Raw genomic sequence first — 23,070 nt, forward strand, 5'->3', positions numbered from 1 at the left:
AACAAATACCAAATTCCAAAAAATTGAAATTAATCACTGATAACCCTTAACCCTTAACCCTTAACCCTTAACCCTTAACCCTTAACCCTTAACCCTTAACAAAACAAATGCACATAGACCTACCCGAAAAACTGTATTATGGCATTGGCGAAGTGGCCGAAGCCTTCGGCGTGAATACGTCGCTGATACGTTTTTGGGAAAAGGAATTTGACGCATTAAAACCGAAAAAAAATGCTAAGGGCAACCGAAAGTTTACCCCGCAGGACATCAAAAATCTGGAACTCATATTCCATTTGGTGAAAGAACGCGGGTTTACGTTGGAAGGCGCAAAAATCCATTTAAAGGAAAACAAACAAAAAACACTGGACCGGTTTGAGATTATCCGCAAGCTGGAGTCGGTAAAAGCAGAACTTTTAAAAATCAAGGAACAACTCTAAAACCAATCGCATCATGAAAAAATGGTTACCTATCATTATTATCCTCGGCCTAATTTTAATTATTGGAGGCTATTTGGCCAGTCTTAACAACAAACTCGTGGAATTGGACCAAAAGGCCACCGCCCAGTGGGCCAATGTGGAAAGCTCTTACCAGCGCCGGGCAGACCTTATTCCAAACATTGTGAGCACTGCAAAGGGCTATGCCGAGTTTGAACAGGAAACTTTGGTTGCCGTTACCGAGGCCAGAAGCAAAGCCACTTCCATAAACATTGACCCTTCAAATATTACCCCAGAACAACTTGCGCAATATCAACAAGCGCAGGCAGGCGTAACCTCTGCTCTTTCACGATTGTTGGCCGTTTTTGAAAGATACCCCGATTTAAAGGCAAATGAAAATTTCAAGGAATTGATTAACGAACTGGAACGCACCGAAAACCGCATCAACGTGGAGCGTAACAGGTTTAACGAAGAAGCGCGACTGTTCAATACCGAAATAAATCAATTCCCAACAAAGATGTTTGCCGGGCTATTGGGCTTCCACGAAAAAGCATATTTCAAAGCCGATGCCGGCAGCGAAAAAGCTCCGGAAGTAAATTTTGATGACCTGGGAAAAGATGATTAAAAAACCAAAAAAATTGAGATTTGGGACAAGTGACGAAAAAGAGTTTCTTTATATAAAACTCAAAGATCTGGGTCTCAAATCTCAAGTCTAACATCTAACATCTAACATCTAAAAAAATGTCTAAAGTTGAAGATTTTCTAACTTCGGAAGAAGAAGCTGCCATTATTGAAGCCATTCGCATTGCAGAAAAAAACACCTCGGGCGAAATACGCGTGCATTTGGAGGGCCAAGTTGACCCCTCCGACTCCCCTAAAGGGGAGAGAAAAGATGCCTTTGACCGTGCTGCGGAAGTGTTTGATATGCTGAATATGCACAACACCGCAGAACGCAACGGCGTGCTAATTTATGTTGCCGTAGATGACCGAACGCTCGCAATTATGGGCGACAAGGGCATCAACGATATTGTGGGCCAGAATTTTTGGGAAAGTACCAAAGACATCATCATTAACCATTTTAAAAATGGCGATATGAAACAAGGTTTGGTGGAAGGAATCCTAAAAGCTGGCGAACAGTTGAAGAAACATTTTCCATATAAAAAAGACGATAAAAACGAATTGCCGAATGATATTTCTATTGGGTAAAGCCATAGCCCCTAACCCCTAAAGGGGAACAAAGGTTTCGTAGAATTGCCATTTTTAAACTTTTAAACCCATAAACCCATAAACTTTTTATCTAAATATTACTTTTTACTGTTGCTTGTAGCAATCGGTTTTTTCTCCGAAAATGTTTCGGCCCAGTATGAGATTCCGCCGAAACCTGAAAAGCAGACCTCTCTTTACGATTATATCGACCTGCTTACGCCGTCCCAAAAAAATGCGTTGGAAAGTAAGCTGGTTCGCTATGCCGATTCTACCTCCACTCAGATTGTCTGTATTATTATCGGTTCCACAAACGGCGAGGACATTTCTATGCTCGGTGCTGAATGGGGCCAAAAATGGGGAATCGGGCAAAAAGAAGAAGGTAACGGAATTGTAATCACCCTCGCAAAGGACGACCGCAAAGTTGACATAAATACCGGCTACGGTATTGAATACCGTATTACCGATTTAATGTCGGAACGCATCATCAACCGAATAATGATTCCCCAATTTAAAGAGGGAAATTACTATGCAGGTTTGGATCAAGGAAGTGATGCTATTTTTGCAGCATTGAAAGGTGAATTCAAAGAAGACCGCGATTTCGGAAAAAAGGACGGAACGCCCATCCCCTTTTTCATTATTTTCATCTTTATCATTATCATCATTGCGCTTATGCGAAAAGGAGGACGCGGCGGTAAAGGTGGAGGCGGCGGAAGCTTGCTGGACATTATTGTGCTAAGCAGCCTTGGCCGCGGAGGTTTTGGCGGTGGCGGCGGAAGCTTCGGCGGTGGCGGAAGTTTTGGTGGCGGAGGAGGCTTTGGCGGCGGTTTCGGCGGAGGAGGCTTCGGCGGAGGCGGCGCTAGTGGTGGCTGGTAAATCTAACTTAGTTAACCCATTTCCTCAACAAATTCAAAAGCCCGTACTACCGAATACGGATGATGTGAATATTTAGGCGGAAAGGCGCAATGCCCTCCGTGGGCAGGGGTTTCCAAAAACAGATAATCGTGGGCCTTGGCCATTTCCACGGGATGGTCTTTTGTCCCCAAAATTGGGTCGTCCCAAGCATTGATTACTAACAACGGCAATTTTATTCCTGCAACTGAATTTCCCGGCGAAGCATTCAGATAATAATCGTCTAAATCGCTATAGCCACCGTGCACGGGAATGATGAACCGAGTAACCACATCGTCAAAATTTTTGATGTATTTGGCAGCATCCGCAGGAACGGCATCGGGAAACTGGATGGATTTTGCGGCTATCTTCCATTTTACCTTTCCTATAAACCGTCGCTGATAAATTTTACTGAATCCCGATTGCAATTTTTCGGCACTCGACCGTAACTGGAAAGGAGCCGAAATGGCTACCGCGGCCTTTACTTCCACTGGAATTTTACGCTTTCCCAAATAATTCATAATCTGGTCGCCTCCCAAAGAAAAACCAACTAAGAAAACTTGGGTAAAACCATTTTGCACTACATGTTTTACTACATATTCCAAATCTTCTATAGAGGCGTGATGGTACAATTGGGGCAATAAATTCATCTGGCCGCCACAACTGCGATTATTCCACGCAAACACGGAATAGCCTTTTTCAAGAAAATAATTGGCGCATACGTTGTTGTAATTTTTTCGGGAATTGCCCTCCAGCCCATGGCAAAGAATCACTGCCTTTTGGGAATCCTGCAACTTATAATCCAGCAGCAGAAAATCGGCATCGGGCAATATCAGCTTTTTTCGGTCATAATCCGGGGGCCCAAATTTCCGGATGACCCCAGAATAGATGGTGGAAATATGCCCATTGTGAAAAATGGGGTCCGGCCGGTATGTGGATTTTTCCAGATAAGGCATGGTTTGCTACATTGTCAGAAATTTCCTTTCTCCTTAAAGATAGGATTACATTTTCGGATTCTAAAATTTATTTGGGAAGAAAATCTAAAAGGTAATTGTCTTGGGAAACGGTCCAAAGAAATAAAAGCAGCAAATATCATAACAAACCATATTCTGAATATTGAATATTGAATATTGAATATTGAAATTACTTCTTCCTAAAATAAACCGTAATTGGAACCCCGGTAAAATCAAAGTTTTCCCGAAGTTTATTCTCAATAAAACGTTTGTACGGGTCTTTTACATATTGCGGCAAGTTGCAGAAAAACGCAAAACTTGGGTAGGGCGTGGGCAATTGTGTGCAGAACTTTATTTTAACATATTTAGCCTTATAAGCTGGCGGCGGATAGGCTTGGATAATGGGAAGCATCACTTCGTTGAGCTCGCTCGTTTTAATCTTTTTGCTACGGTTTTGGTACACCTCTACCGCCGTTTCAATGGCTTTATATATGCGCTGTTTTGTCAACACCGAAACGAAGATGATGGGTACATCCACAAAAGGTTCAATTTGCTGACGGATGTATTTTTCATAATCCTTTACGCTGCTGGTATCTTTATCTTCCACCAAATCCCACTTATTGGCAAGTATCACGATCCCTTTATTATTGCGCTGTGCAAGCCAGAAAATGTTCTCCACTTGCCCGTCAAAACCGCGGGTAGCGTCAAAAATAAGGATGATAACATCGCAATGCTCTATGGCGCGGACGCTTCTCATTACGGAATAAAATTCCAAGTCTTCCTTTACCTTGCTCTTTTTGCGGATTCCGGCCGTATCAACCAAATTGAACTCAAAGCCGAAACGGTCGTATTTTGTATCGATACTATCGCGCGTAGTTCCCGCGATGTCTGTAACTATATATCTATCCTTACCTATCAAAGCATTGATGAACGAAGATTTTCCCGCGTTCGGACGACCCACAACTGCAAATCGTGGGAGCTCACTGTCATCCGGCTCTTCCCTTTCTGGCAAGACCTTTACCAAATCGTCCAACAATTCTCCAGTTCCGCTACCGTTAATACTGGAAATATTATATTGGTTTTCAAACCCAAGCGAATAAAACTCCAAAGCATCATTCACCCGAGAAGCAGCATCCACTTTATTGATTGCCAAAAAAATTGGTTTTTTTGAACGGCGAAGCAATTTTGCAACCTCTTGGTCCATTCCCGTAACGCCACTTTCCACGTCAACCATAAAGATTATTGCATCTGCTTCATCAATGGCGAGTTCCACTTGCTTGTCAATTTCGGCTTCAAAAATATCGTCGCTTCCCTTCACATAACCGCCTGTGTCTATCAACGAAAATTCCTTTCCGTTCCAGTCGCTTTTTCCGTAGTGGCGGTCGCGCGTAACGCCGCTCACGGCATCCACAATGGCTTCCCTGCGCTGAATCAATCTATTGAAAAAGGTAGATTTTCCTACATTCGGTCTTCCTACGACGGCAACAATGCTCATAATCTTAATTTTAGGGCCAACCTGAATTTTGGCAGGCAGGTGCAAAAATAGCTTTTAGTTGGCAGAAAAAATACTATTTTAACGGCTTTAAAGAACAAAATATTTATAATGACTTAAGACTGTAGGACATAAGACGTATGACTAAATATTTTCAATTTAAAATAAAAGAAGTCATATATCCTATGTCCTTTTGTCCTATATCAATGCAATAATTTATGGTATATGCAATCATTAAAACGAATCAATTAAAATATGCTTTCGAATGAAATAGTCTTACGCCCACGTTTTCAAAAGGAGCTGGCGCAGCCCTGCACGAAATTGCTCGCGAAATTTTCGGAAGCAAAAAAATCACAAAACAGATTTGTAATTTCCTGCGTGGACGACCATATTTTTATAAAATTACCGAAACAGGAACAGCACTTTTGGTCGCCGCAACTGCATTTGGAAATAACTGCAAAAGATGAAAACTCCTGTTCCCTCCAGGGTTTTTTCGGGCCGAACCCAACTGTGTGGACCATGTTTATGTTTCTGCATGTTGCAGTGGGTATTCTATTTATGGTAGATTTGACTTGGCTGTACTCCAATTACAATTTAGGAAACACTATCGGTTTGCAAATTGGTATCGCTATATTTTTAGTGGTGGTCTGGATTCTCCTATATTTTGCCGGAGCGATGGGAAAGAAAAAAGGAAAACCCGGAATGCGCGAGCTGTATGATTTTATGAATGAGATTGTTGAAAATTCCAAATTTCAAGCACCAAATTCCAAATAAATCTCAAAAAAATAAATTCCAAATTCCAAGACACGCAATTTAAAATTTGATGCTTTAAAAAGCCTCACTCCAGCTCTCCCAATGGAAGAGAGCAATCCCCCCTTTGAAGGGGGTTAGGGGGATGTTATGGAATTTGGAATTTGAAATTTGGAATTTATTTCTGGTTGTACCCAAATCGCCGAAGCTGCTTTTCGTTACTTCTCCAATCTTTATTAACCTTCACGTAAAGTTCGAGATGGATTTGCTTTCCAAAGAATTTCTCCAAATCCTTTCGGGCTTCAGTGCCCACACGCTTTAAAGCCGAACCTTTGTGACCGATGATAATCCCTTTTTGCGTTTCGCGCTCCACCATAATGATACTGCGGATGCGGATGATGTTTTCGTCCTCAAAAAATTCCTCGGTATCAATTTCAACGGAATAGGGAATCTCCTTTTTGTAGTGCATCAGTATTTTTTCGCGTATGGCTTCGTTTACGAAAAATCGCTCGGGTTTATCAGTCAACTGATCTTTTGGATAAAATGGCGGTGATTCGGGAAGCAATTCAATAATTCGATTAAAAACTTCGGGAACCCCAAAATTTTGAAGTGCCGAAATAGCGAAAATTTCGGCATTCGGAACTTTTTCCTGCCAAAGCTTTAAGGCTTCGGAAAGCAGCTCCTCGTTGCCTTTGTCTATTTTGTTTATAAGAAGTAATACGGGAATTTTAGCATTTGTGATTTTTTTGAAAAATTCCTCATCCTTGAGTTCCTTTTCGCCCAATTCAACCAAATACAAAAGAATATCGGCATCCTCAAAAGCAGATTTCACAAAATCCATCATACTTTCCTGCAATTGGTAGGCAGGTTTTATGATTCCGGGCGTATCGCTCAAAAGCACTTGAAAGTCATCGCCGTTCACAATTCCCAAAATGCGGTGGCGCGTGGTCTGCGCCTTGGAAGTGATGATGGAAAGCCGTTCACCCACAAAAGCGTTCATCAGCGTGCTTTTGCCCACGTTTGGGTTTCCAATAATATTTACGAATCCGGCCTTGTGTTTTGTCATTTCTTTGGAATTGATATTGCAAATTTAAGGCTTAAATCCCGAAACAATGGATTTGGTCCAATTTTAAAACTTTCAGCCTTGAAATCCTTACTTTTGTGAAATGCTTTTTCCAAAGAAAAAAATAGAGCTCGAAGAAGGCGATTATTACTTAACGCCCGAAGGCTACAAATGCTTTACGGAGCAATACCATTTAAAGCGTGGCTATTGCTGTGAAAGTGGCTGCCGCCATTGTCCCTACGGCTTTGACAAAAAAACTGGGAAGCATCAATAAAAATATTTTTAGAAAATGACTTTTAAAGAACTAATTCAACAAGGCATTCCATCAGTTTTACCTGAAAAGAAACCTTACGATCCATCCATAAACCACGCACCAAAACGAAAGGAAATCCTTTCAAAGCAAGAAAAGGAACTCGCGCTGCGCAACGCCCTTCGCTATTTTGAGCCGAAACACCACGCCACGCTCCTACCCGAATTTCGCGAGGAGCTGGAAAAATACGGGCGCATTTATATGTACCGTTTCCGTCCCGATTATAAAATGTCCGCCCGGCCCATTGAGGAATATCCGGGTAAATGTGAGCAGGCAAAGGCGATAATGCTGATGATTCAAAATAACTTGGATTATGCCGTGGCGCAACATCCGCATGAGTTGATTACCTATGGCGGTAACGGTGCCGTTTTCCAAAACTGGGCGCAGTATCTTTTGGTGATGAAATACCTTTCGGAAATGACCGACGAGCAAACATTGGCTGTTTATTCTGGGCATCCGATGGGTTTATTTCCTTCACACAAAGACGCGCCGCGAGTGGTGGTTACCAACGGAATGATGATTCCGAATTATTCAAAACCGGACGACTGGGAAAAATTCAATGCGCTCGGCGTAACCCAATACGGCCAAATGACCGCTGGAAGTTATATGTACATTGGCCCGCAGGGAATTGTTCACGGAACCACGATTACCGTTTTGAATGGTTTCAGAAAAATTAAAAAAGAACCAAAGGGCGGTTTGTTCGTAACTTCCGGTCTCGGCGGCATGAGCGGCGCGCAACCCAAAGCCGGGAATATTGCAGGCTGTGTAACGGTCTGTGCCGAAGTGAACAAAAAAGCAACCGAAACCAGACATAGCCAAGGCTGGGTGGATGAAGTGATTTCAGATTTGGATATGATTTCAAAACGTGTAAAAGAAGCATTGGCGAATAAGGAAACCATTTCGATTGCCTACGACGGAAATGTGGTGGAAGTTTGGGAAAAATTTGCCGAAGAAAATATACATGTTGATTTGGGAAGTGACCAAACTTCCCTTCACAATCCGTGGGCGGGCGGGTATTATCCAGTTGGTTTGAGTTATGAAGAAGCCAACGAAATGATGGCAAACAATCCCGAACAATTCAAAAACGAAGTGCAAAAAAGTTTGCGCCGTCAAGTGGAAGCCATCAACAAGCACACTGCAAAAGGCACCTATTTCTTCGATTACGGAAATGCGTTTCTTTTGGAAGCCTCGCGAGCAGGTGCAAAAATTTACAAGGATAAGAATGGAGCGTTCGTGAGCTCCCCTTCCCTTCGGGAAGGGGCTGGGGGATGGGCCTATCCCTCCTATGTGCAAGATATAATGGGCCCCATGTGTTTCGATTACGGTTTTGGGCCGTTCCGTTGGGTATGCGCTTCGGGCAATTCCGAAGATCTTCAAAAAACGGATGAAATCGCTTGTGGAGTTTTGGAGGAATTGATGAAAAATTCACCAAAAGAAATCCAGCAACAAATGCAGGATAACATCACTTGGATTAAAGGCGCGCAGGAAAACAAATTGGTTGTTGGTTCGCAAGCACGCATACTTTATGCAGATTCTGACGGACGTGTGCAGATTGCTTCGGCTTTCAACAAAGCTATTTCAGAGGGAAAAATTGGTCCAGTTGTTTTGGGGCGTGACCATCACGATGTTTCGGGGACCGATTCGCCATATCGCGAAACTTCAAATATATACGATGGAAGCAGGTTTACGGCCGATATGGCCATCCAAAACGTAATCGGCGATAGCTTCCGCGGCGCCACATGGGTGAGCATCCACAACGGTGGTGGCGTAGGTTGGGGCGAAGTGATAAATGGAGGTTTCGGAATGGTTCTTGATGGTAGTACAGATGCGCAACGGCGACTTGAAAATATGCTTTTCTGGGATGTAAATAACGGAATAGCTCGGCGCAGTTGGGCACGGAATGACGGAGCGGTTTTCGCAATAAAACGCGCGATGGAGAACAATCCGCAGTTAAAGGTTACGCTTCCCAATTTCGTTGATGACAATTTATTCACTTAAAAGAAAAAACCGCCACGAATTCACTAATATGCATTCGTGGCAAAAAAAATGACAACTATGAAAGCACTTAAATTCTTACCCCTTCTCTTGCTTTTTGTTTTCGCTTCCTGCACCACCGTTCGCGTGGCCACCGATTATGACAAAGAAGCAAATTTTAATCAGTACAATTCCTTTGCTTTTTTTAAGCCGGGAATAGACAAGGCTGAAATCAGCGACCTCGACAAAAAGCGCATTCTTCGCGCTATTGAGGCGGAACTTTCGGCGAAAGGAATGTCCAAATCAGAAAGTCCTGATTTGCTGGTCAGTATTTTTACCAAAGAACGTGAACGTGTTGACGTTTATAACAACAGTTTTGGATACGGTTGGGGCTGGAATCCTTGGTATTATGGAGGTTATTATGGAAGCAGCAACGTTTCGAGAACTCCTGAAGGCACGCTTTACATAGACCTGATTGATGCAAAAACCAACAATCTGGTTTGGCAAGGCATGGGCAGCGCAGATTTGGTGACCAGTAATATGGAAAAAAAGGAAGAACGCATCCGTGAAATTGTAGCCAAAATTTTGGCGGAATATCCGCCCGGAACGCCTAAGAAATAATTTTAAAAAAGGCTTTTATGCAGACGGTATAAAAGCCTTTTTTTTACCTTTACCCGTAATGTTAGAATCCATCATCAAAAAATTGCTTCCCCATGAGAATATTTGCCGTCCTTTTTTTTCTGCTATGCCTCGTATTTAATGCCCACGCCCAAAAGAATACCCTGCCGGTTGGGGAATATTTTACCAATCTGAATGGCTCCACATTTCATTTAACGATTACGGAAAATGATGAATTTCAGATTGCGATGGCAAAAGGACACCTAATTAAAACCGACAGCCTGGTTAAACTCGATTTAAAACAAGTTGAAACCCCAACTTTTGGATTGCGATATTTGGAGCGGGACAGGGCTTTGGACACCCTTACCATCACCTTTAACAAAAAGACAAAAAAGTATTTGCTGTACTATATTTTAGTCGGGGCGCAGGAAAACCCGGCCGATAAGGTAGTTTACAACTCTGCCGAAAAATTGACTGGAGATACCTTTTATGATAGCTACGACAATTTTGAGATAAAAATACCAAAGACAAAGTATCTGCATTTATTGGAAAATAGGGATTCCAAAGACGCCAACAGCCTGTATATCTTTAAAATACCCGAAGACGTAAGCAAGATTGAAGTAAATTATGAGCCTTCGGATATGAAGGATTTGCAATTGTTTGGCGAATTCAATGCAAACGACCAGACCATAATCCTTTATGAGGGAAAGGACAATCCCTTGGTTTTCCATATAGATTACGAAAAATATATTTCAACTTTTGAAAAACCCTACAAGATTGAAGAGAATGTTCCGTGGAAAGAAAATGACGATATCGCCGAACAATACCCATATTCTTATGACAATCCGTATAAATTCAAAGTAGAAACTTTTGAAAGTCTGGACGAAGCGGTAAAAAAAGCAGGCGAGGACCAAAAACCCTTAGTTACTTTTTATTTAGCTGAAAATCCTTCAAATACCGATGAGTATAAAAAATTTATTAAGGAATATGAAACTTCTGTCTCTTATTTGATGTATGATAAATACATCGAAATGTATGATAATCTCTACTTTTATTTACTTACCGAAAAGGATAAAAAATTCGCAAAAAAGAAGGGGTTAGAAGAAAATACTTTGCTAATAATCGACAGCAATAAAGATATGCTTTACAAGCAGAACGTAGATTTTAAAAAACTGCTGGAAATTTTCAATAACGAATTGTACAGCCAAAGCGGAATTAAAAACATCTATTTAATGAAACGGTTGGACGATGCGGTAAATCAAAAATCATTTAACGCAAAAAGCACTCAGCAACTGTTTAACGAAATTTCCCAAATATCCAGTTATAATTTCTTCTCGGGATTCGGAGAAACAAATAAAGAATCTTATATCGAAAAGGGATATATTGAAAACGGCGCAGAATTTCACCGCTTGCAATCCAGTCCGGGGCAAGTAAATGACTTGTATTCAAAATTGGTTGCTTCACATAAAGACGATACGGAGGTTGATTTACAGTTTGCCAATATTGCCGCGAGATTTCTAGAAAACAATTACGAAAGAACGCTCTATCAAAATTTCGACCCCGTTTTGACCGAAGCAGATCTTTTGGCGATAGATTATTTAATTCGCTTTAAAGAACCGTTGAAAAATTACGAGGCCACTACGGATGAAGAATATGATAAGGGATATTATTTTTATAACCTTTTCCCCTACACCATTAGCGATGCCTTAAATAGTTACGCCCCAAACGCAGATGCGGAAATGCTTCAAAAAATGAAGCTGCGCTATCAAAAATTGGATGAAGGGGGTGCGGATTATTTTAATTTTCTCCAGCGTCATTTGCCAAAGGAATTTTTAGCGAATTATGAGGTGTTTTACAACGCAAATTTCGCGAATACCAACAATATTATTTTGCAGCTAAATTCATTGTATGAAACGCAAAACAGCAAACAGTCTTGGAGTGGTTTCAAAGGCAGTATCGCCAATCAAGCCAATGAAGCTGCTTGGTATGTAGTTGAAAACATAAGCGACTTGCCCACCTTAAAAGAAGCCATAAAATGGTCCAAAACCTCCCTGGACATCTACGAAAACAACCCGTATTTTTTAGATACCTACGCCCAGTTATTATACAAAAGCGGCGACAAAACCGAAGGGATAAAATTTCAGGAAAAGGCGGTAAACATCATTAAAAATGACACAAAACTGTTCGGCGAAACTTTGCTGAACCAAACCGAAGATGTGCTGCAACGCATGAAGAACAATACGTACTAATAAATTGGAGCTCCAACAATAGCATTCACCGATAAAAAAAGCCTCCCCAAAATAATTTTTGGAAAGGCCCTCAATAATTGGGGATAAATATACGCTTACTGTTTAACCAGTTTTATTCCTTTTTTAAATCCTTCGTTTGTGGAAACGTTCATAAAATAAACACCAGATTTCCAACTTTCGGTATTGATGTTTATTGTGGTTTCTCCCTTGTAATTGCTACTGAAAACTTGTTGCCCCAAAACATTATTTATTGCAATTTCTTCAATGGGAACGTTAGCTTTTAAATTTATTTCACGTTTCACTGGATTTGCAAAAAACAAATTTACATCCGAAAATTCTTCTATCCCCGCAGTGTCATCAACCACGTTTTGCGCATAAATTTTAAGACCGGTTCCTTTGTCTTCAATAAAAACTGCCACATTCTGCATATTTGCTTCTTTTGTGAAATTTATCCTGCTCTTATCTGCCGCAAAAGTGGCTACGGGACGGGTTTCTTCCGACCAGGCAAAGTCGCCGTTTTCGTCAAGATGCACAGCGTTCAAAGTGGTTGGCGAAACTCCGTTGTTTTCTCCTTCCTCCATTAAGAAAAGCGGATTCCCATTTCTTAATTGAAGCGATCCTTCATGCGACTTATCATTTCCTATTGGGAATACAACTTTGGCATGATCAGTCAATTCACGTGCTCCGGAATCCTTATCAAATTTTTGCACATATTCGCCACGCTCACTTTGAGTAGCATTTCGGTAGGTAGCAATAGCCCAAACATATTGTGAACCGGACTGAAAAGCAATTTCCGTATCCATTTCATACTCGGTTTGGTTTGTGTCAAAATCGGAACCGTTTATTCCCCAAGGCAATGTTCCGTTAGGGTTTATGCGCTGTAAATACGAATCGAAACGGTTTCCGGTAGAGGAAAAATAGCCCATATAAACCACATCGCCATCCTGCACGCCTGTATAAGCGCGGTTAAAAGCAGTGGTTCCATCTGCAATTTGCACAGCATTTGACCAAACAGGATCGCCGTCCGTATCATAGCGCTGGGCGAATAGATTCGAACTTATTCCGCTTAAAATAGAATGATACACCACTTCAAAATCAGTATTGGAAAGTTCGAATAAGTTGGCAGCCGTAGTATTTCCCGAACCAATTGTTTTAGTTCCGGGCCATACGGCATTTCCGCTGGAATCGTATTTTTGCATCACCGCCGCACCGGAATCATGCCAAGAAACAATGGCATCTCCGGAAGACAATGGCAATATGGTAACGGGTACTCCAGTTCCTAAACTAATCCCGTTAGCGCCCCAAAGTTGGTTTCCGTTCGAATCCATTTTAAAAGCATAGGCCGAAAAATCATCAGTTCCCGTAACGCCTATGTAAAGATTATCATCGGCATCGACAACGGTATTCATAATAACCGTAAACGTGCTCATGGGCAGTTGGTTGCTTACAAGCATGCCGTCATCGCCAAACTTTCGGTTGCCGTCCGCGTCCATGACTTGCATACGCAGTTCGATGTTGGTTGGCGCACCCACGTTTTTCCAAAATACAACATAGGTTTGCCCGTCAGACGTGCCACGAGCTTGCATATCCAGTTCTCCAGATTCGGCTACCAACGTATTCAGGGCTGTGTCTGTTGTCCACTGTGCAGTACCGACAAACACTGTTAAAAAACAGGCGATAGTAAAAATTGTTTTCATGATTTTTGTTTTAATTTCATAACTAATTATTATAAAAAATTCTATACCAACTGCATTCCTCAATCACCTGTGCCTCAAAAGCAGTATCGGAATACTCATCTTTCAGGGTTTGGAAATAATCTCTGTGATCGCCGCAAACCTCCACCCTGTACCTGTAATTTGCATTCCGCTCCGTTGTATAGCAATAGTTGGTTTTGGCGAGCATAAAAACGGCTTTGGCCTTGGTTTCTTTGTTCCCTTTCGCCGCTGCCGCTTTTTCAAAGTATTGGGTGGCGTTCTTTAAAAATTCGGAATTTGGGCTTTTTTGTTGGCCATCGGAATAATAATCATATCCCAAAATATGGTTGCGGTCGTTATTGCCAATGTATTGAAGCGCGTTCAAAAACCACCCCAGCTCGCTTGTATTGTACCAGGCATTTCCGAGCATGTAATAATAATCGGCAGCATTTTCGGGATTGCTTTTTGCCAATTCCTCCAGTTTTTTAAAGGTCTGGGCCAGCTTCAGCTTGTTGTCTGCATAGGTTTCTTCAAGCTCCATTTTTGGGGCATCTTCAGAAAATAGGGTTTTATATTTTAAATGGATTTTATCTGACTTTTCGGAAAATGGAGTGTCAAAATACTCGCGGATCGCTCCCGAAAATAATTCCGGCCTGATGTTTTTCCCATAAAAAACAGCGGGGTTTTCAATTTTTTTGAAATAGGAAATCGCTTCGTCCAACTGGTTTTGCTGAAAATACCAAGTGCCTTTCAGCTCATTTACATAATCCTGCGGATTGCTCTTCAGTTTTGAAACAATCAGTTTTTCATAATCGGTCTTCGCCGGAAGATTTATGAAATTTTGGATTTTTTGAATAACCGCATCCGCAACAAATTCATTTTTATAATGCAGTTTCCAATGGTTTCCCAACTCTGCTTCAGCTCTTTCAAAGGAATATTGGGCATTTTCCCAACTGTAATCCATACTGCCCAAAAGGGAAACGATTACATTGCCATCCTTTTTATACAAATCTGAAATGGAATTGAAGAAAAATGCGGTCAGCGGCCGCGATTCATTGAGTTGTGTGTCCGACTTCAGTTTCGAGAAAAGCAAATCAATTTGTTTTCTGTCCAAAGTTTTAAGTTGCAATACTTCAATGGAAAAAGACAAGCGTTTGGCTTGCGGGTAGAGCTCACTATTCTTTTCAACTTTAGAAACCGATAATGCTGCATTTTTGTAATCCTCGTTTTTTAAATAGGTAGCCGAAAGCACGATGCTCCAAAAATCCTTTCGTAAAACGGCCTTGTTTTCCACTTGGGCTTTGGCTATATTTTGAAGCGTCCGTAAGGTTTCCGAATCCAACGATTTATTGTTTTCAGAATCCTTATTCCATTCGTAATAGTGGTTGCTAAATAAACTATTCTGCAATTTATCAACCTCACGAATAGCCAATACCTCCAAATAGGGAGAGTTCGGGTTTTCCTCCTGCAATCTCTGCATCTCCTTGAAAATGCTGCCGTTGTAGTAATACGATTTGAAAAAGGATTGGAGTTCCGCATAGCCATTATCGGCAAAAAATTCGTCGTTGAGTTGCGGGTTGGACCAATCAAAATATTTTAAACTTAGGGCGCAACTTCTTCGGCGCGATGGCACTTTTGAATAAACCGCTAAAAATCCCTTGGCAGCTTCCTGAAATTTTTGAAGATTATAGGCCGCCCCGGAACGCTGCTCCAAAGCCATATAATAAATATAGGACGCCTCAGGATCCAACTTCAGAAAAGTATCGAAATATTGCAAAGCAGCTTCGTTCTCTTGAAGATAATGCGCCAATCGCACAATTTGGTAGGCATATCTATTCTTTAAAAAGGAATTGGTTTCGGCCTTATAATTTTTCAGCGCGAGCTCCAACAGCTCGGGTTTGCGGTCATACCCGTCATTTTCCTCCCCTTGATACCAGCCGTTGCCGCCATTTTTGTTGCTGCTTATCCCCTCGCATTGCTTTGCCAGCAACATATAATTAGCGAATGGTTTTTGAAGGTTTTTAGTTATTTTATTGGCCATTATCCCGTTGACGATGCCCGGCTCATTGGCTTTTAGTTTTTGATACCAATCTGGCGTTTCAGCATAAATTAGCTGGTAAAGCACTTCTTCACTTAAATTTTTTCCGAAGAACTTACGCCAATCCTCCAAATTATCTTCAACAGCCGTTCTGGTTCCCGGAAATTCACAAAACGTACTCCACGGGCAGTTTAAAAAAGGGTACAGCGAAGAGTCGCCAACTATTTTTTGGTCGATTATGGGATAATAAAGTTCTTCATATTCGGGGGCATAGCCACAAAAATAGTTCGGCTTTTCTGCGGCAAAAGAAATTGTTGAGGCAAATAAAATGACGCTAACGTACAGTTTCCAAGAGTTCATTTACATTTAAGTTTTGGAGGGTGGAGGAATTTATATGATATAAAATTACAGAATAATCCCGACCCGCAGCTCCTGAAATCGTTTTCTGAAGTTTTTTAAATTCTGAAAAGGTTACCTTTTCCATTCTCAGTTTATCGCCTTTGTAAACAAAGTGCCCATTTATAAAGGCATCTTCCGTAGCGATAAGCCAATTTTCCCCTTCTGAAACCATAAAATTTTCAGAGAGTTGTTTTTCCCCAATATCTGAAAGAATACCCACCAATTGCCCATCGCGATACAGCACGCCCCAACTGAAAATGGGCAGGGCCACACTAAACGGCAACGGATACTCGTGAAGTCTGGAAAGGTATAAAGCGGTTTTTTCAATATTCAAAATTGAGTTGGTCTCTTCCATCGAGCCCAAATCGCCAACATTGTAAAACATAATGGTAGCCTCATCAACCGGCGGAACACCCGTTTTTTCGGGGAATTTTACTTGATGGAGCCTAACGGTAGCAGAAAATTTTACGGAATTTTTTCCGAATTGGCGCAGTATGTCGCTTTTTTGTAATTCATTTAAAAAGGTAAAATAGGCTTCTTTTGTGCTTACGGTCCAATCGCAATCTATTTGAATCTCCGGGAAAATACTTTTTTTATTGAAATGCTTAGCCTTCAACCGAAGTATTTTCTCCAAAGTTTGCTCAGCAATATATTTCAGCTGGGAAGGCTTTGTCGTTTTCTCAAAAACCTCATTGGTTATATAAATTACGGGAATAATTTGCAAGGCCAAAGTTGAGTCTTTCGCGGGCATTTGAAGCGTTGCGGTAGGCAAGACACGATTTTCCCGTTCGTTATATGTTAAATCAAAAAACCGCAAATACAGTTTTTCGGAATTCGCCTTTTTCAATAATTCCTTTTCCGTTTCTGAAATGGAATACGTTGTTTTCCAATGATAAAACGAAACGCTTTTTGCTTCATTTTCTTTACAGGCCTGAAAACAAAACAAAACGAGAAAACAAAAAGTGGCTGCCGAAATTTTTTTCATCAGTAGTTTAAAACTTCCAAAATCTTCTGCTTCACTTTTTCAGTTGAAGGGATCATCGTTTCCTCAAGTACCGAATTTAATGGAATGGCGGGCATATTCTCAGAACCGATCAGCATCACCGGCGCATCCAATTGCTGAAAACACGCCTCTTGGATTCTTCCCTGCAAGCCACGTGAAAATCCATTTTCTGAAGGCTCCTCGGTTACAACCAGACATTTTCCGCATTTTTTTACGCTTTTAAAAACGGTTTCATAATCCAAAGGATGCAGCGTTCTTAAATCTACAATTTCAATTCTATCCTGCATCCCAAGTTCCTCGGAAGCGTTCATTGCCCAATGCACGCCCATTCCGTAAGTGATTATGGAAAGGGTCTCTTCCTTTTCCTGTTTCCAGATTTCCTGCAAAACCCAAGCTTTTCCGAAAGGTAAAATATAATCTTCCGAGGGCATTATAGAGGTTGCGCCTTTGGTTCCTTTCACCTTACTCCAGTATAAACCTTTATGTTCAAAAATCACCACAGGATTTGGGTCGTAATAAGCGGCTTTCATCAAACCTTTTAAATCGGCACCGTTGCTGGGATACGCAATTTTCAACCCGCGAATGTTTGTAACCACACTTTCCACGGAAGAGGAATGGTACGGGCCGCCGCTGCCGTAAGCGCCAATGGGCACCCGGAGAATCATAGAAACAGGCCATTTTCCGTTTGAAAGATAACAGCTTCGCGAAACCTCGGTAAAAAGCTGGTTGAGTCCCGGCCAGATATAATCGGCAAATTGAACCTCAACTATTGGTTTCAATCCAACAGCACTCATCCCAACCGTGGAACCGACAATAAATGCTTCTTGAATGGGCGTATTGAAAACGCGATTGTCGCCAAACTTTTGCGCCAAAGTCGCCGCTTCACGAAAAACACCTCCCAATCGTGCGCCAACATCCTGTCCATATAACAAACATTCGGGATGTTTCGCCATCAATTCCTCAATGGCGAAAAGCGCGCAATCTACCATCACCACTTTTTCACCCCCTTTCGGGGAACGTTCGCCTACTTCCTCGATAATTTCGGTGGGTGCAAAATCGTGGGTAAATAAATCTTCTGGCTTGGGGTCTTCGGCTTGCATTGCGTTTTTTAACGCTTTTGTCACTTCCGCGGAGGCGGAAGTCTCAATATTCGTCAGCTCTTTCTCATTAAAACCATTCTCCAAAAGCAGTTTTTTCAATTTTGGATACGGGTCGCGACTTCTGGCCTCTTCCAAATCATCCCGATAAAACTCCATGCGAACGCCCGAAGTATGATGGTTCAAAAGCGGAACTCTTGCGTGTACCAAAAAGGGTCTGCGTTCTTTCCTAATTTTTGAAATTACATGTTGAATGGTGTTGTAACTTTCCTCAAAATCGGTCCCATCGATTGTAACCGCTTCCAAACCGTGGAAACCTGCTGCATATTCAAAAGCGTTTTGTGCACGGGTTTCCGCAGCGTTGGCTGAAATGTCCCAGCCGTTATCCTGCACCAAATATAGAATTGGCAATTGCTTTAAGGCCGCCATTTGGAAGGCTTCGGCTACTTCACCCTCGGTAACGGAGGCATCGCCCAAGGAGCAGACCACAAGCCCCCTAACCCCCGAAGGGGGAATATCAAACACATTCTCTTTTTCTTGAGGAAAGGATTCTTTGTATCTAAACCCTAAAGCAACTCCCGTTGCCGGAATGGCCTGCATTCCCGTGGCGGAACTTTGGTGTGGGATTTTCGGCTTGTCGTCATCTTTTAAACTTGGGTGTGAATAATAGGTTCTTCCGCCAGAAAAGGGATCGTCCTTTTTCGCCAAAACCTGCAGCATCAATTCATAAGGTTTCATCCCGATTGCCAGAAGCATAGAATCGTCACGATAATACGGAAAGGCGTAATCCTGTGGCAAAAGTTGCATTCCCACGGCGGTTTGGATTACTTCGTGCCCACGCGAAGTTGCGTGTACGTATTTTGAAACAACCTTGAAGTTTTCCTCATAAATCTCCGTCATCGCTTTTGCCGTAACGAGATTTTTGAAGGCTTTTTTTAATATATCTTTATTCATTTTTTATTTTTTTGAATCACGAATCACGACGATTGGAATCACGACGGTTTGAATCACGACTTTTTATTGAATTAACTGTCGTGTTTCGTGCAGTGAGCCAAACGAACGGTCGTGTTTCAAAACGTCTTTTTCAATCAATTATCAGGATCAAGCGTATCCATAAAGTTTGATATTTTACTTTGCAATGCTTGAACTTTATCTTCCAATTTCAAAAATAACTCCTGTGAGATAAAGTTCTGGCGCGAACAAACAATCAGTTGGGTTTCCCATTCAAGAGCAGAACCAAGACTGTCATCCAAAAATTTTAAGAAATGACGATCTGTTCTTTTACTCGAACCTTCAGAAATATTTGAGGCAATTGATACCGAACAGCGATTCATTTGCGTTCGTAAGCCATATCTTTCATAATCTGGCAAAGTAGCCGTAAACAAATAATTATCATCTATTAGCTCTATAGCCAATAACCAAATTTGTAATTTCTTAAAATTATGTCTTCTCATTTTTTTAAAGTCTTTAGTCATCGTGGCTCAAAACGTCGTGGCTCAAAACGTCATATTCCAAAAGTCGTGCTTCGTGCAGTGAGCAAAGCGAACGGTCGTGTTTCAAAACGTCCTATTAAAATCAAACTGTTCCATATAATCGGCAATTCTTCTTAAAAAAGAACCTGCCAAATAACCATCAACTATTCGATGGTCGAAGGAAAGTGAAAGGTACATCATTTGTCTAATTTCTATAGTATCACCCTCTTTTCGCTCCATTACTTCAGCACGTTTTTTTATAATTCCGGTTGCGAGAATTGCAGCTTCGGGTTGGTTGATAATTGGCGTTCCCATCAAACTGCCAAAAGTTCCCACATTGCTAATTGTAAAGGTGCTGCCTTTGGTTTCATCTGCTTTTAATTTGTTGTCGCGCGCTTTTCCGACGAGCTCATTTGTGGATGCGGCCAATTCTTTCAGATTCATTTTATCGGCATTTTTCACAACGGGAACAATTAAATTTCCCGAAGGTAGTGCGGTTGCCATGCCGATGTTTATTTCGTCCTTTACAATAATATTTGTTCCATCCAGCGAGGAATTTATCATTGGGAAATCTGCAATTGCTTTCGCCACACATTCAATAAAAAGTGGCGTGAACGTGAGTTTTTCGTTGTATTTTTTCTGAAAAGCGACTTTATTATTATTGCGCCAATTTACCATATCCGTTAAATCCGCCTCCACATAAGCGGTTACGTGGGGCGAAGTATGCTTGCTGAAAACCATATGGTCTGCAATCATTTGGCGCATGCGGTCCATTTCCACTATTTTGCCTTTTCCCTTGTCGAATTTCAAATTGGGGACTTGGAACACGGGATTCCCGCCTTCGCGGGAATTATGTGCAAACTGAAACGGACGGCCGTTTTCAAGATAATTCGTAACATCGCTTTTCCGCAATCGACCCTCTTTTCCCGTTCCCGGAATTCGGGCGAGTTCTTCGTAAGAAATATGGTTTTTCCTCGCAATGCTATCGACCAGTGGCGAAATGAAAAGCCCACCCCCAGCCCCCCGAAGCAAGTTCGGGGCAGGCTCTCCCGAAGGGAGGGGAGCCATAACCTTTGCTGTGCTTTCCTTTGAAACATTCGGTTTTTCGAAAATTTCGGTTTTAGAAACCGTTTTTCCTGAAGTTTTGCTCGTAGATTTTGAAGTTTCTTTTTCTCCCAAAAGTTCCAAAATAGCAATCACTTCTCCCACGGGAACAACGTCTCCATTTTTGAATTTATGCGCCACCATTTTTCCCGAAGCCGGTGCGGGTACTTCGTTGTCCACTTTGTCGGTGGCTACTTCAAGTAAAATATCGCCTTCTTCAAAAGAATCCCCTTCGGCAACCATCCAATTAATGATGGTTCCCTCGGTTATGCTCTCGCCCATTTTGGGCATTTTGAATTCTGTTTTATTCATCCTGTCTTATTCCTTTGCGAACTTTGCGCCTTTGCGGTGTATAAATTACCGCAGAGGCGCAGAGAACGCAGAGTTTTATTTATTTTTCCTAAATTCTTCCAACGTTTTATAAAAATCTTCTTGTTTGGGACGATTTGCTGGAATTTCCCGCAACGGTTCAACCTCTCTCAAACTTTCGTGACAATCTGTTGGCAATTGTTGATACAATCGGGTTCCGGCGGTTTTCCACGCAATCGTTTCATCTGAAATATCTTTTATGGCTTTTGCGGGATTGCCGACGATTAATTTCCTTTTCGGAAACTTCTCTTCGGCCTTCACAAAACTCATTGCGCCAACGATGCATTCATCGCCAATCTCGGCATCGTCCATGATTACGCTGTTCATTCCAATTAAACAATTCCGACCCAAATTTGCCCCGTGTATAATGGCCCCGTGGCCAACGTGTGCGCTTTCCTTCAACACAATACTTTTCCCCGGAAACATATGAATAGTACAGTTTTCCTGCACATTCACACCATCTTCCAAAATAATCTCCCCCCAATCGCCGCGAATGGCCGCCCCCGGACCGATGTAGCAATTTTTACCAATAATCACATTACCCGTTACGGCCGCCAAAGGGTGGACGAAACTGGATTCGTGGATTACTGGGATGTGGCCTTTGAAGCTATAAATCATATGCCCCCTAACCCCCAAAGGGGGAATTTTTTTTATTAATTATTGTTAAACCTTTACTAACCCCTCCCTTTGGGAGGGCTGGGGTGGGCCTATTCAAACCGCTTCAACGTTTCCTTCGTAAAATCACTCAAAACCAACCTTCCCGAAATCACGGCTCTTTCCGCCAACAGCTCGTCCCAGTCTTCGGTGCCGCTCCAAAATACTTTCTTCATTTCTTTCATGGCTTCGGGATTGTAATTGCAAAGATTTTCGGCGAATTTCTGAACGGCTTCATCCAAGGCTTCCAAAGTATCAAAAACCTGATTGTACAAGCCTTTTTGGCGGGCCCATTCGGCTTCGTAGAACGAATTCGCGTCAATGGCTATCTGGCTGAAACCGCTCGTGCCCAATTTTCTTTCAACGGCGGGACCAACCACAAAGGGGCCGATGCCTACATTTAATTCACTTAATTTAATAGCGGCAAATTTAGTTGCCATACAATAATCGGTCGCAGCGGCCACGCCAACGCCACCGCCAACGGTTTTTCCTTGAATTCTACCAATTATAAACTTTGGGCATTTTCGCATTGCGTTAATAACGTTTGCAAATCCGCTGAAAAATAGTTTTCCGGTTTCGGCATCGTTGATACTGATCAATTCATTGAAACTGGCTCCCGCACAGAAAGTACGGTCGCCTCCACTTTTTAAAATAATCACTTTCACCTCATCGTTATTTCCTGCTTCGATGATTGTTTTTGCGAGTTTTGCCAACAAATCTCCCGGCAGGCTGTTATGAGCTGGATGAAAGAATTCTATTGTGGCGATTCCGTTTTTTGTTTCTTGTTTTACGTATGGTTCTGTCATATGTCAATGCGGATTCATTCCGCATTCGCTTTAATGTTAATTCTTAATTTTTTTGTGGATTCATTCCGCATTCGCTTTAATCTTAATTACTAATTTATTTTGCGGATTCATTCCGCATTCGTGTCAATGGATTCATCCCCCATTCGTCTTATTCCTTATTCTTCTCAAACTTAGAAAGATCCCACCCATCGCTCAAATCTAACCACTCCGGATTTTTTCTGTAATAATATTTATCTTCCACTCCTGTTTCCATTTTTTTAAGGCCTTCTCTCTTCTTATTGCTTCCTGAATCCATTGATGTTCTTCAAAATAAACCAATTTTTTGATATTATAATAACCAACGTGCGTTTTATGGGTTGCGTTTTTATGTTCAAAAATCCTTCTTTCAATATTATTTGTCACGCCTACGTAAAAAATATGGTTCCTTTCGTGGGTTAGGATGTAGGTGTAATATTTGTGTTCGCGTGGCATACAATCAATATTTGGATTGAGTTTAT

21 protein-coding genes are annotated in these 23,070 nt (G+C 41.7%); 9 read left to right on the plus strand and 12 right to left on the minus strand.

Going from position 1 to position 23,070, the window contains the following annotated elements:
* Positions 1 to 107 precede the first annotated feature (107 nt).
* From POV26_RS08520 to POV26_RS08535, 4 genes are all read left to right on the plus strand, one after another.
* Positions 108 to 437, plus strand: a complete 330-nt coding sequence (locus POV26_RS08520; protein WP_272856051.1) for a MerR family transcriptional regulator — start codon at positions 108 to 110, stop codon at positions 435 to 437.
* Positions 438 to 450: 13 nt separating this feature from the next.
* Positions 451 to 1,059: a LemA family protein gene (locus POV26_RS08525; protein ID WP_272856052.1), complete on the plus strand. Its 609-nt coding sequence runs from the start codon at positions 451 to 453 to the stop codon at positions 1,057 to 1,059.
* Positions 1,060 to 1,175: 116 nt separating this feature from the next.
* Positions 1,176 to 1,640 carry a TPM domain-containing protein gene (locus POV26_RS08530; RefSeq protein ID WP_272856053.1) on the plus strand — a complete coding sequence of 155 codons (465 nt, stop codon included), beginning with the start codon at positions 1,176 to 1,178 and terminating at the stop codon, positions 1,638 to 1,640.
* A gap of 111 nt (positions 1,641 to 1,751) precedes the next feature.
* Entirely contained in the window at positions 1,752 to 2,513 is a 762-nt protein-coding gene (locus tag POV26_RS08535) for a TPM domain-containing protein (protein ID WP_272856054.1), read from the plus strand.
* Positions 2,514 to 2,524: 11 nt separating this feature from the next.
* Here the strand turns inward: POV26_RS08535 and POV26_RS08540 are convergent, their stop codons facing one another.
* Complete coding sequence (locus tag POV26_RS08540; protein WP_272856055.1) at positions 2,525 to 3,484, minus strand: YheT family hydrolase; 960 nt, start codon at positions 3,482 to 3,484, stop codon at positions 2,525 to 2,527.
* Positions 3,485 to 3,671: 187 nt separating this feature from the next.
* Complete coding sequence (gene der, locus POV26_RS08545; protein WP_272856187.1) at positions 3,672 to 4,979, minus strand: ribosome biogenesis GTPase Der; 1,308 nt, start codon at positions 4,977 to 4,979, stop codon at positions 3,672 to 3,674.
* Positions 4,980 to 5,228: 249 nt separating this feature from the next.
* On the opposite strand from der, the gene POV26_RS08550 reads away from it, so the two are divergent.
* The gene (locus POV26_RS08550) at positions 5,229 to 5,747 is read left to right on the plus strand and encodes a GTP-binding protein (RefSeq protein WP_272856056.1); all 519 of its coding nucleotides are present in this window, start codon (positions 5,229 to 5,231) and stop codon (positions 5,745 to 5,747) included.
* 154 nt (positions 5,748 to 5,901) lie between these two features.
* Here the strand turns inward: POV26_RS08550 and era are convergent, their stop codons facing one another.
* Positions 5,902 to 6,789 (minus strand): GTPase Era, encoded by an 888-nt coding sequence (gene era / locus POV26_RS08555; protein WP_272856057.1) that lies wholly within the window; start codon positions 6,787 to 6,789, stop codon positions 5,902 to 5,904.
* Between the two features lie 100 nt (positions 6,790 to 6,889).
* Between era and POV26_RS08560 the strand changes: the two genes are divergently transcribed.
* The 4 genes from POV26_RS08560 to POV26_RS08575 all read left to right on the plus strand — a co-directional run bounded on the left by POV26_RS08560 (position 6,890) and on the right by POV26_RS08575 (position 11,937).
* Positions 6,890 to 7,060 carry a C1orf53 family protein gene (locus POV26_RS08560; RefSeq protein WP_157881732.1) on the plus strand — a complete coding sequence of 57 codons (171 nt, stop codon included), beginning with the start codon at positions 6,890 to 6,892 and terminating at the stop codon, positions 7,058 to 7,060.
* 15 nt (positions 7,061 to 7,075) lie between these two features.
* Entirely contained in the window at positions 7,076 to 9,094 is a 2,019-nt protein-coding gene (locus tag POV26_RS08565; protein ID WP_272856058.1) for a urocanate hydratase, read from the plus strand.
* A 57-nt stretch (positions 9,095 to 9,151) separates the two neighbouring features.
* Positions 9,152 to 9,691, plus strand: a complete 540-nt coding sequence (locus POV26_RS08570; RefSeq protein ID WP_272856059.1) for a DUF4136 domain-containing protein — start codon at positions 9,152 to 9,154, stop codon at positions 9,689 to 9,691.
* Between the two features lie 92 nt (positions 9,692 to 9,783).
* Positions 9,784 to 11,937, plus strand: coding sequence for a hypothetical protein (locus POV26_RS08575; protein ID WP_272856060.1), 2,154 nt, complete (start codon positions 9,784 to 9,786; stop codon positions 11,935 to 11,937).
* Between the two features lie 95 nt (positions 11,938 to 12,032).
* On the opposite strand, the gene POV26_RS08580 is transcribed toward POV26_RS08575, so the two are convergent.
* From POV26_RS08580 to POV26_RS08620, 9 genes are all read right to left on the minus strand, one after another.
* Entirely contained in the window at positions 12,033 to 13,634 is a 1,602-nt protein-coding gene (locus POV26_RS08580) for a T9SS type A sorting domain-containing protein (protein WP_272856061.1), read from the minus strand.
* A 22-nt stretch (positions 13,635 to 13,656) separates the two neighbouring features.
* Entirely contained in the window at positions 13,657 to 16,029 is a 2,373-nt protein-coding gene (locus POV26_RS08585; RefSeq protein ID WP_272856062.1) for a tetratricopeptide repeat protein, read from the minus strand.
* The gene (locus POV26_RS08590; protein WP_272856063.1) at positions 16,004 to 17,053 is read right to left on the minus strand and encodes a hypothetical protein; all 1,050 of its coding nucleotides are present in this window, start codon (positions 17,051 to 17,053) and stop codon (positions 16,004 to 16,006) included. Before POV26_RS08590 ends, POV26_RS08585 begins: the two co-directional genes overlap by 26 nt.
* Positions 17,053 to 19,122 (minus strand): alpha-ketoacid dehydrogenase subunit alpha/beta, encoded by a 2,070-nt coding sequence (locus POV26_RS08595; RefSeq protein WP_272856064.1) that lies wholly within the window; start codon positions 19,120 to 19,122, stop codon positions 17,053 to 17,055. Before POV26_RS08595 ends, POV26_RS08590 begins: the two co-directional genes overlap by 1 nt.
* 134 nt (positions 19,123 to 19,256) lie before the next feature.
* Complete coding sequence (locus POV26_RS08600) at positions 19,257 to 19,622, minus strand: four helix bundle protein (RefSeq protein ID WP_272856065.1); 366 nt, start codon at positions 19,620 to 19,622, stop codon at positions 19,257 to 19,259.
* 102 nt (positions 19,623 to 19,724) lie between these two features.
* On the minus strand, positions 19,725 to 21,056 hold the full coding sequence (locus POV26_RS08605) for a dihydrolipoamide acetyltransferase family protein (RefSeq protein ID WP_272856066.1): 1,332 nt from the start codon (positions 21,054 to 21,056) through the stop codon (positions 19,725 to 19,727).
* 75 nt (positions 21,057 to 21,131) lie between these two features.
* Positions 21,132 to 21,731, minus strand: coding sequence for an acyltransferase (locus tag POV26_RS08610; RefSeq protein ID WP_272856067.1), 600 nt, complete (start codon positions 21,729 to 21,731; stop codon positions 21,132 to 21,134).
* Positions 21,732 to 21,820: 89 nt separating this feature from the next.
* Positions 21,821 to 22,573, minus strand: coding sequence for an enoyl-CoA hydratase/isomerase family protein (locus POV26_RS08615; RefSeq protein WP_272856068.1), 753 nt, complete (start codon positions 22,571 to 22,573; stop codon positions 21,821 to 21,823).
* A gap of 198 nt (positions 22,574 to 22,771) precedes the next feature.
* Complete coding sequence (locus POV26_RS08620; protein WP_272856069.1) at positions 22,772 to 23,044, minus strand: GIY-YIG nuclease family protein; 273 nt, start codon at positions 23,042 to 23,044, stop codon at positions 22,772 to 22,774.
* Positions 23,045 to 23,070: the final 26 nt, after the last annotated feature.

Source organism: Aequorivita todarodis, assembly GCF_028561335.1.
GTDB classification, from domain to species: domain Bacteria; phylum Bacteroidota; class Bacteroidia; order Flavobacteriales; family Flavobacteriaceae; genus Aequorivita; species Aequorivita todarodis.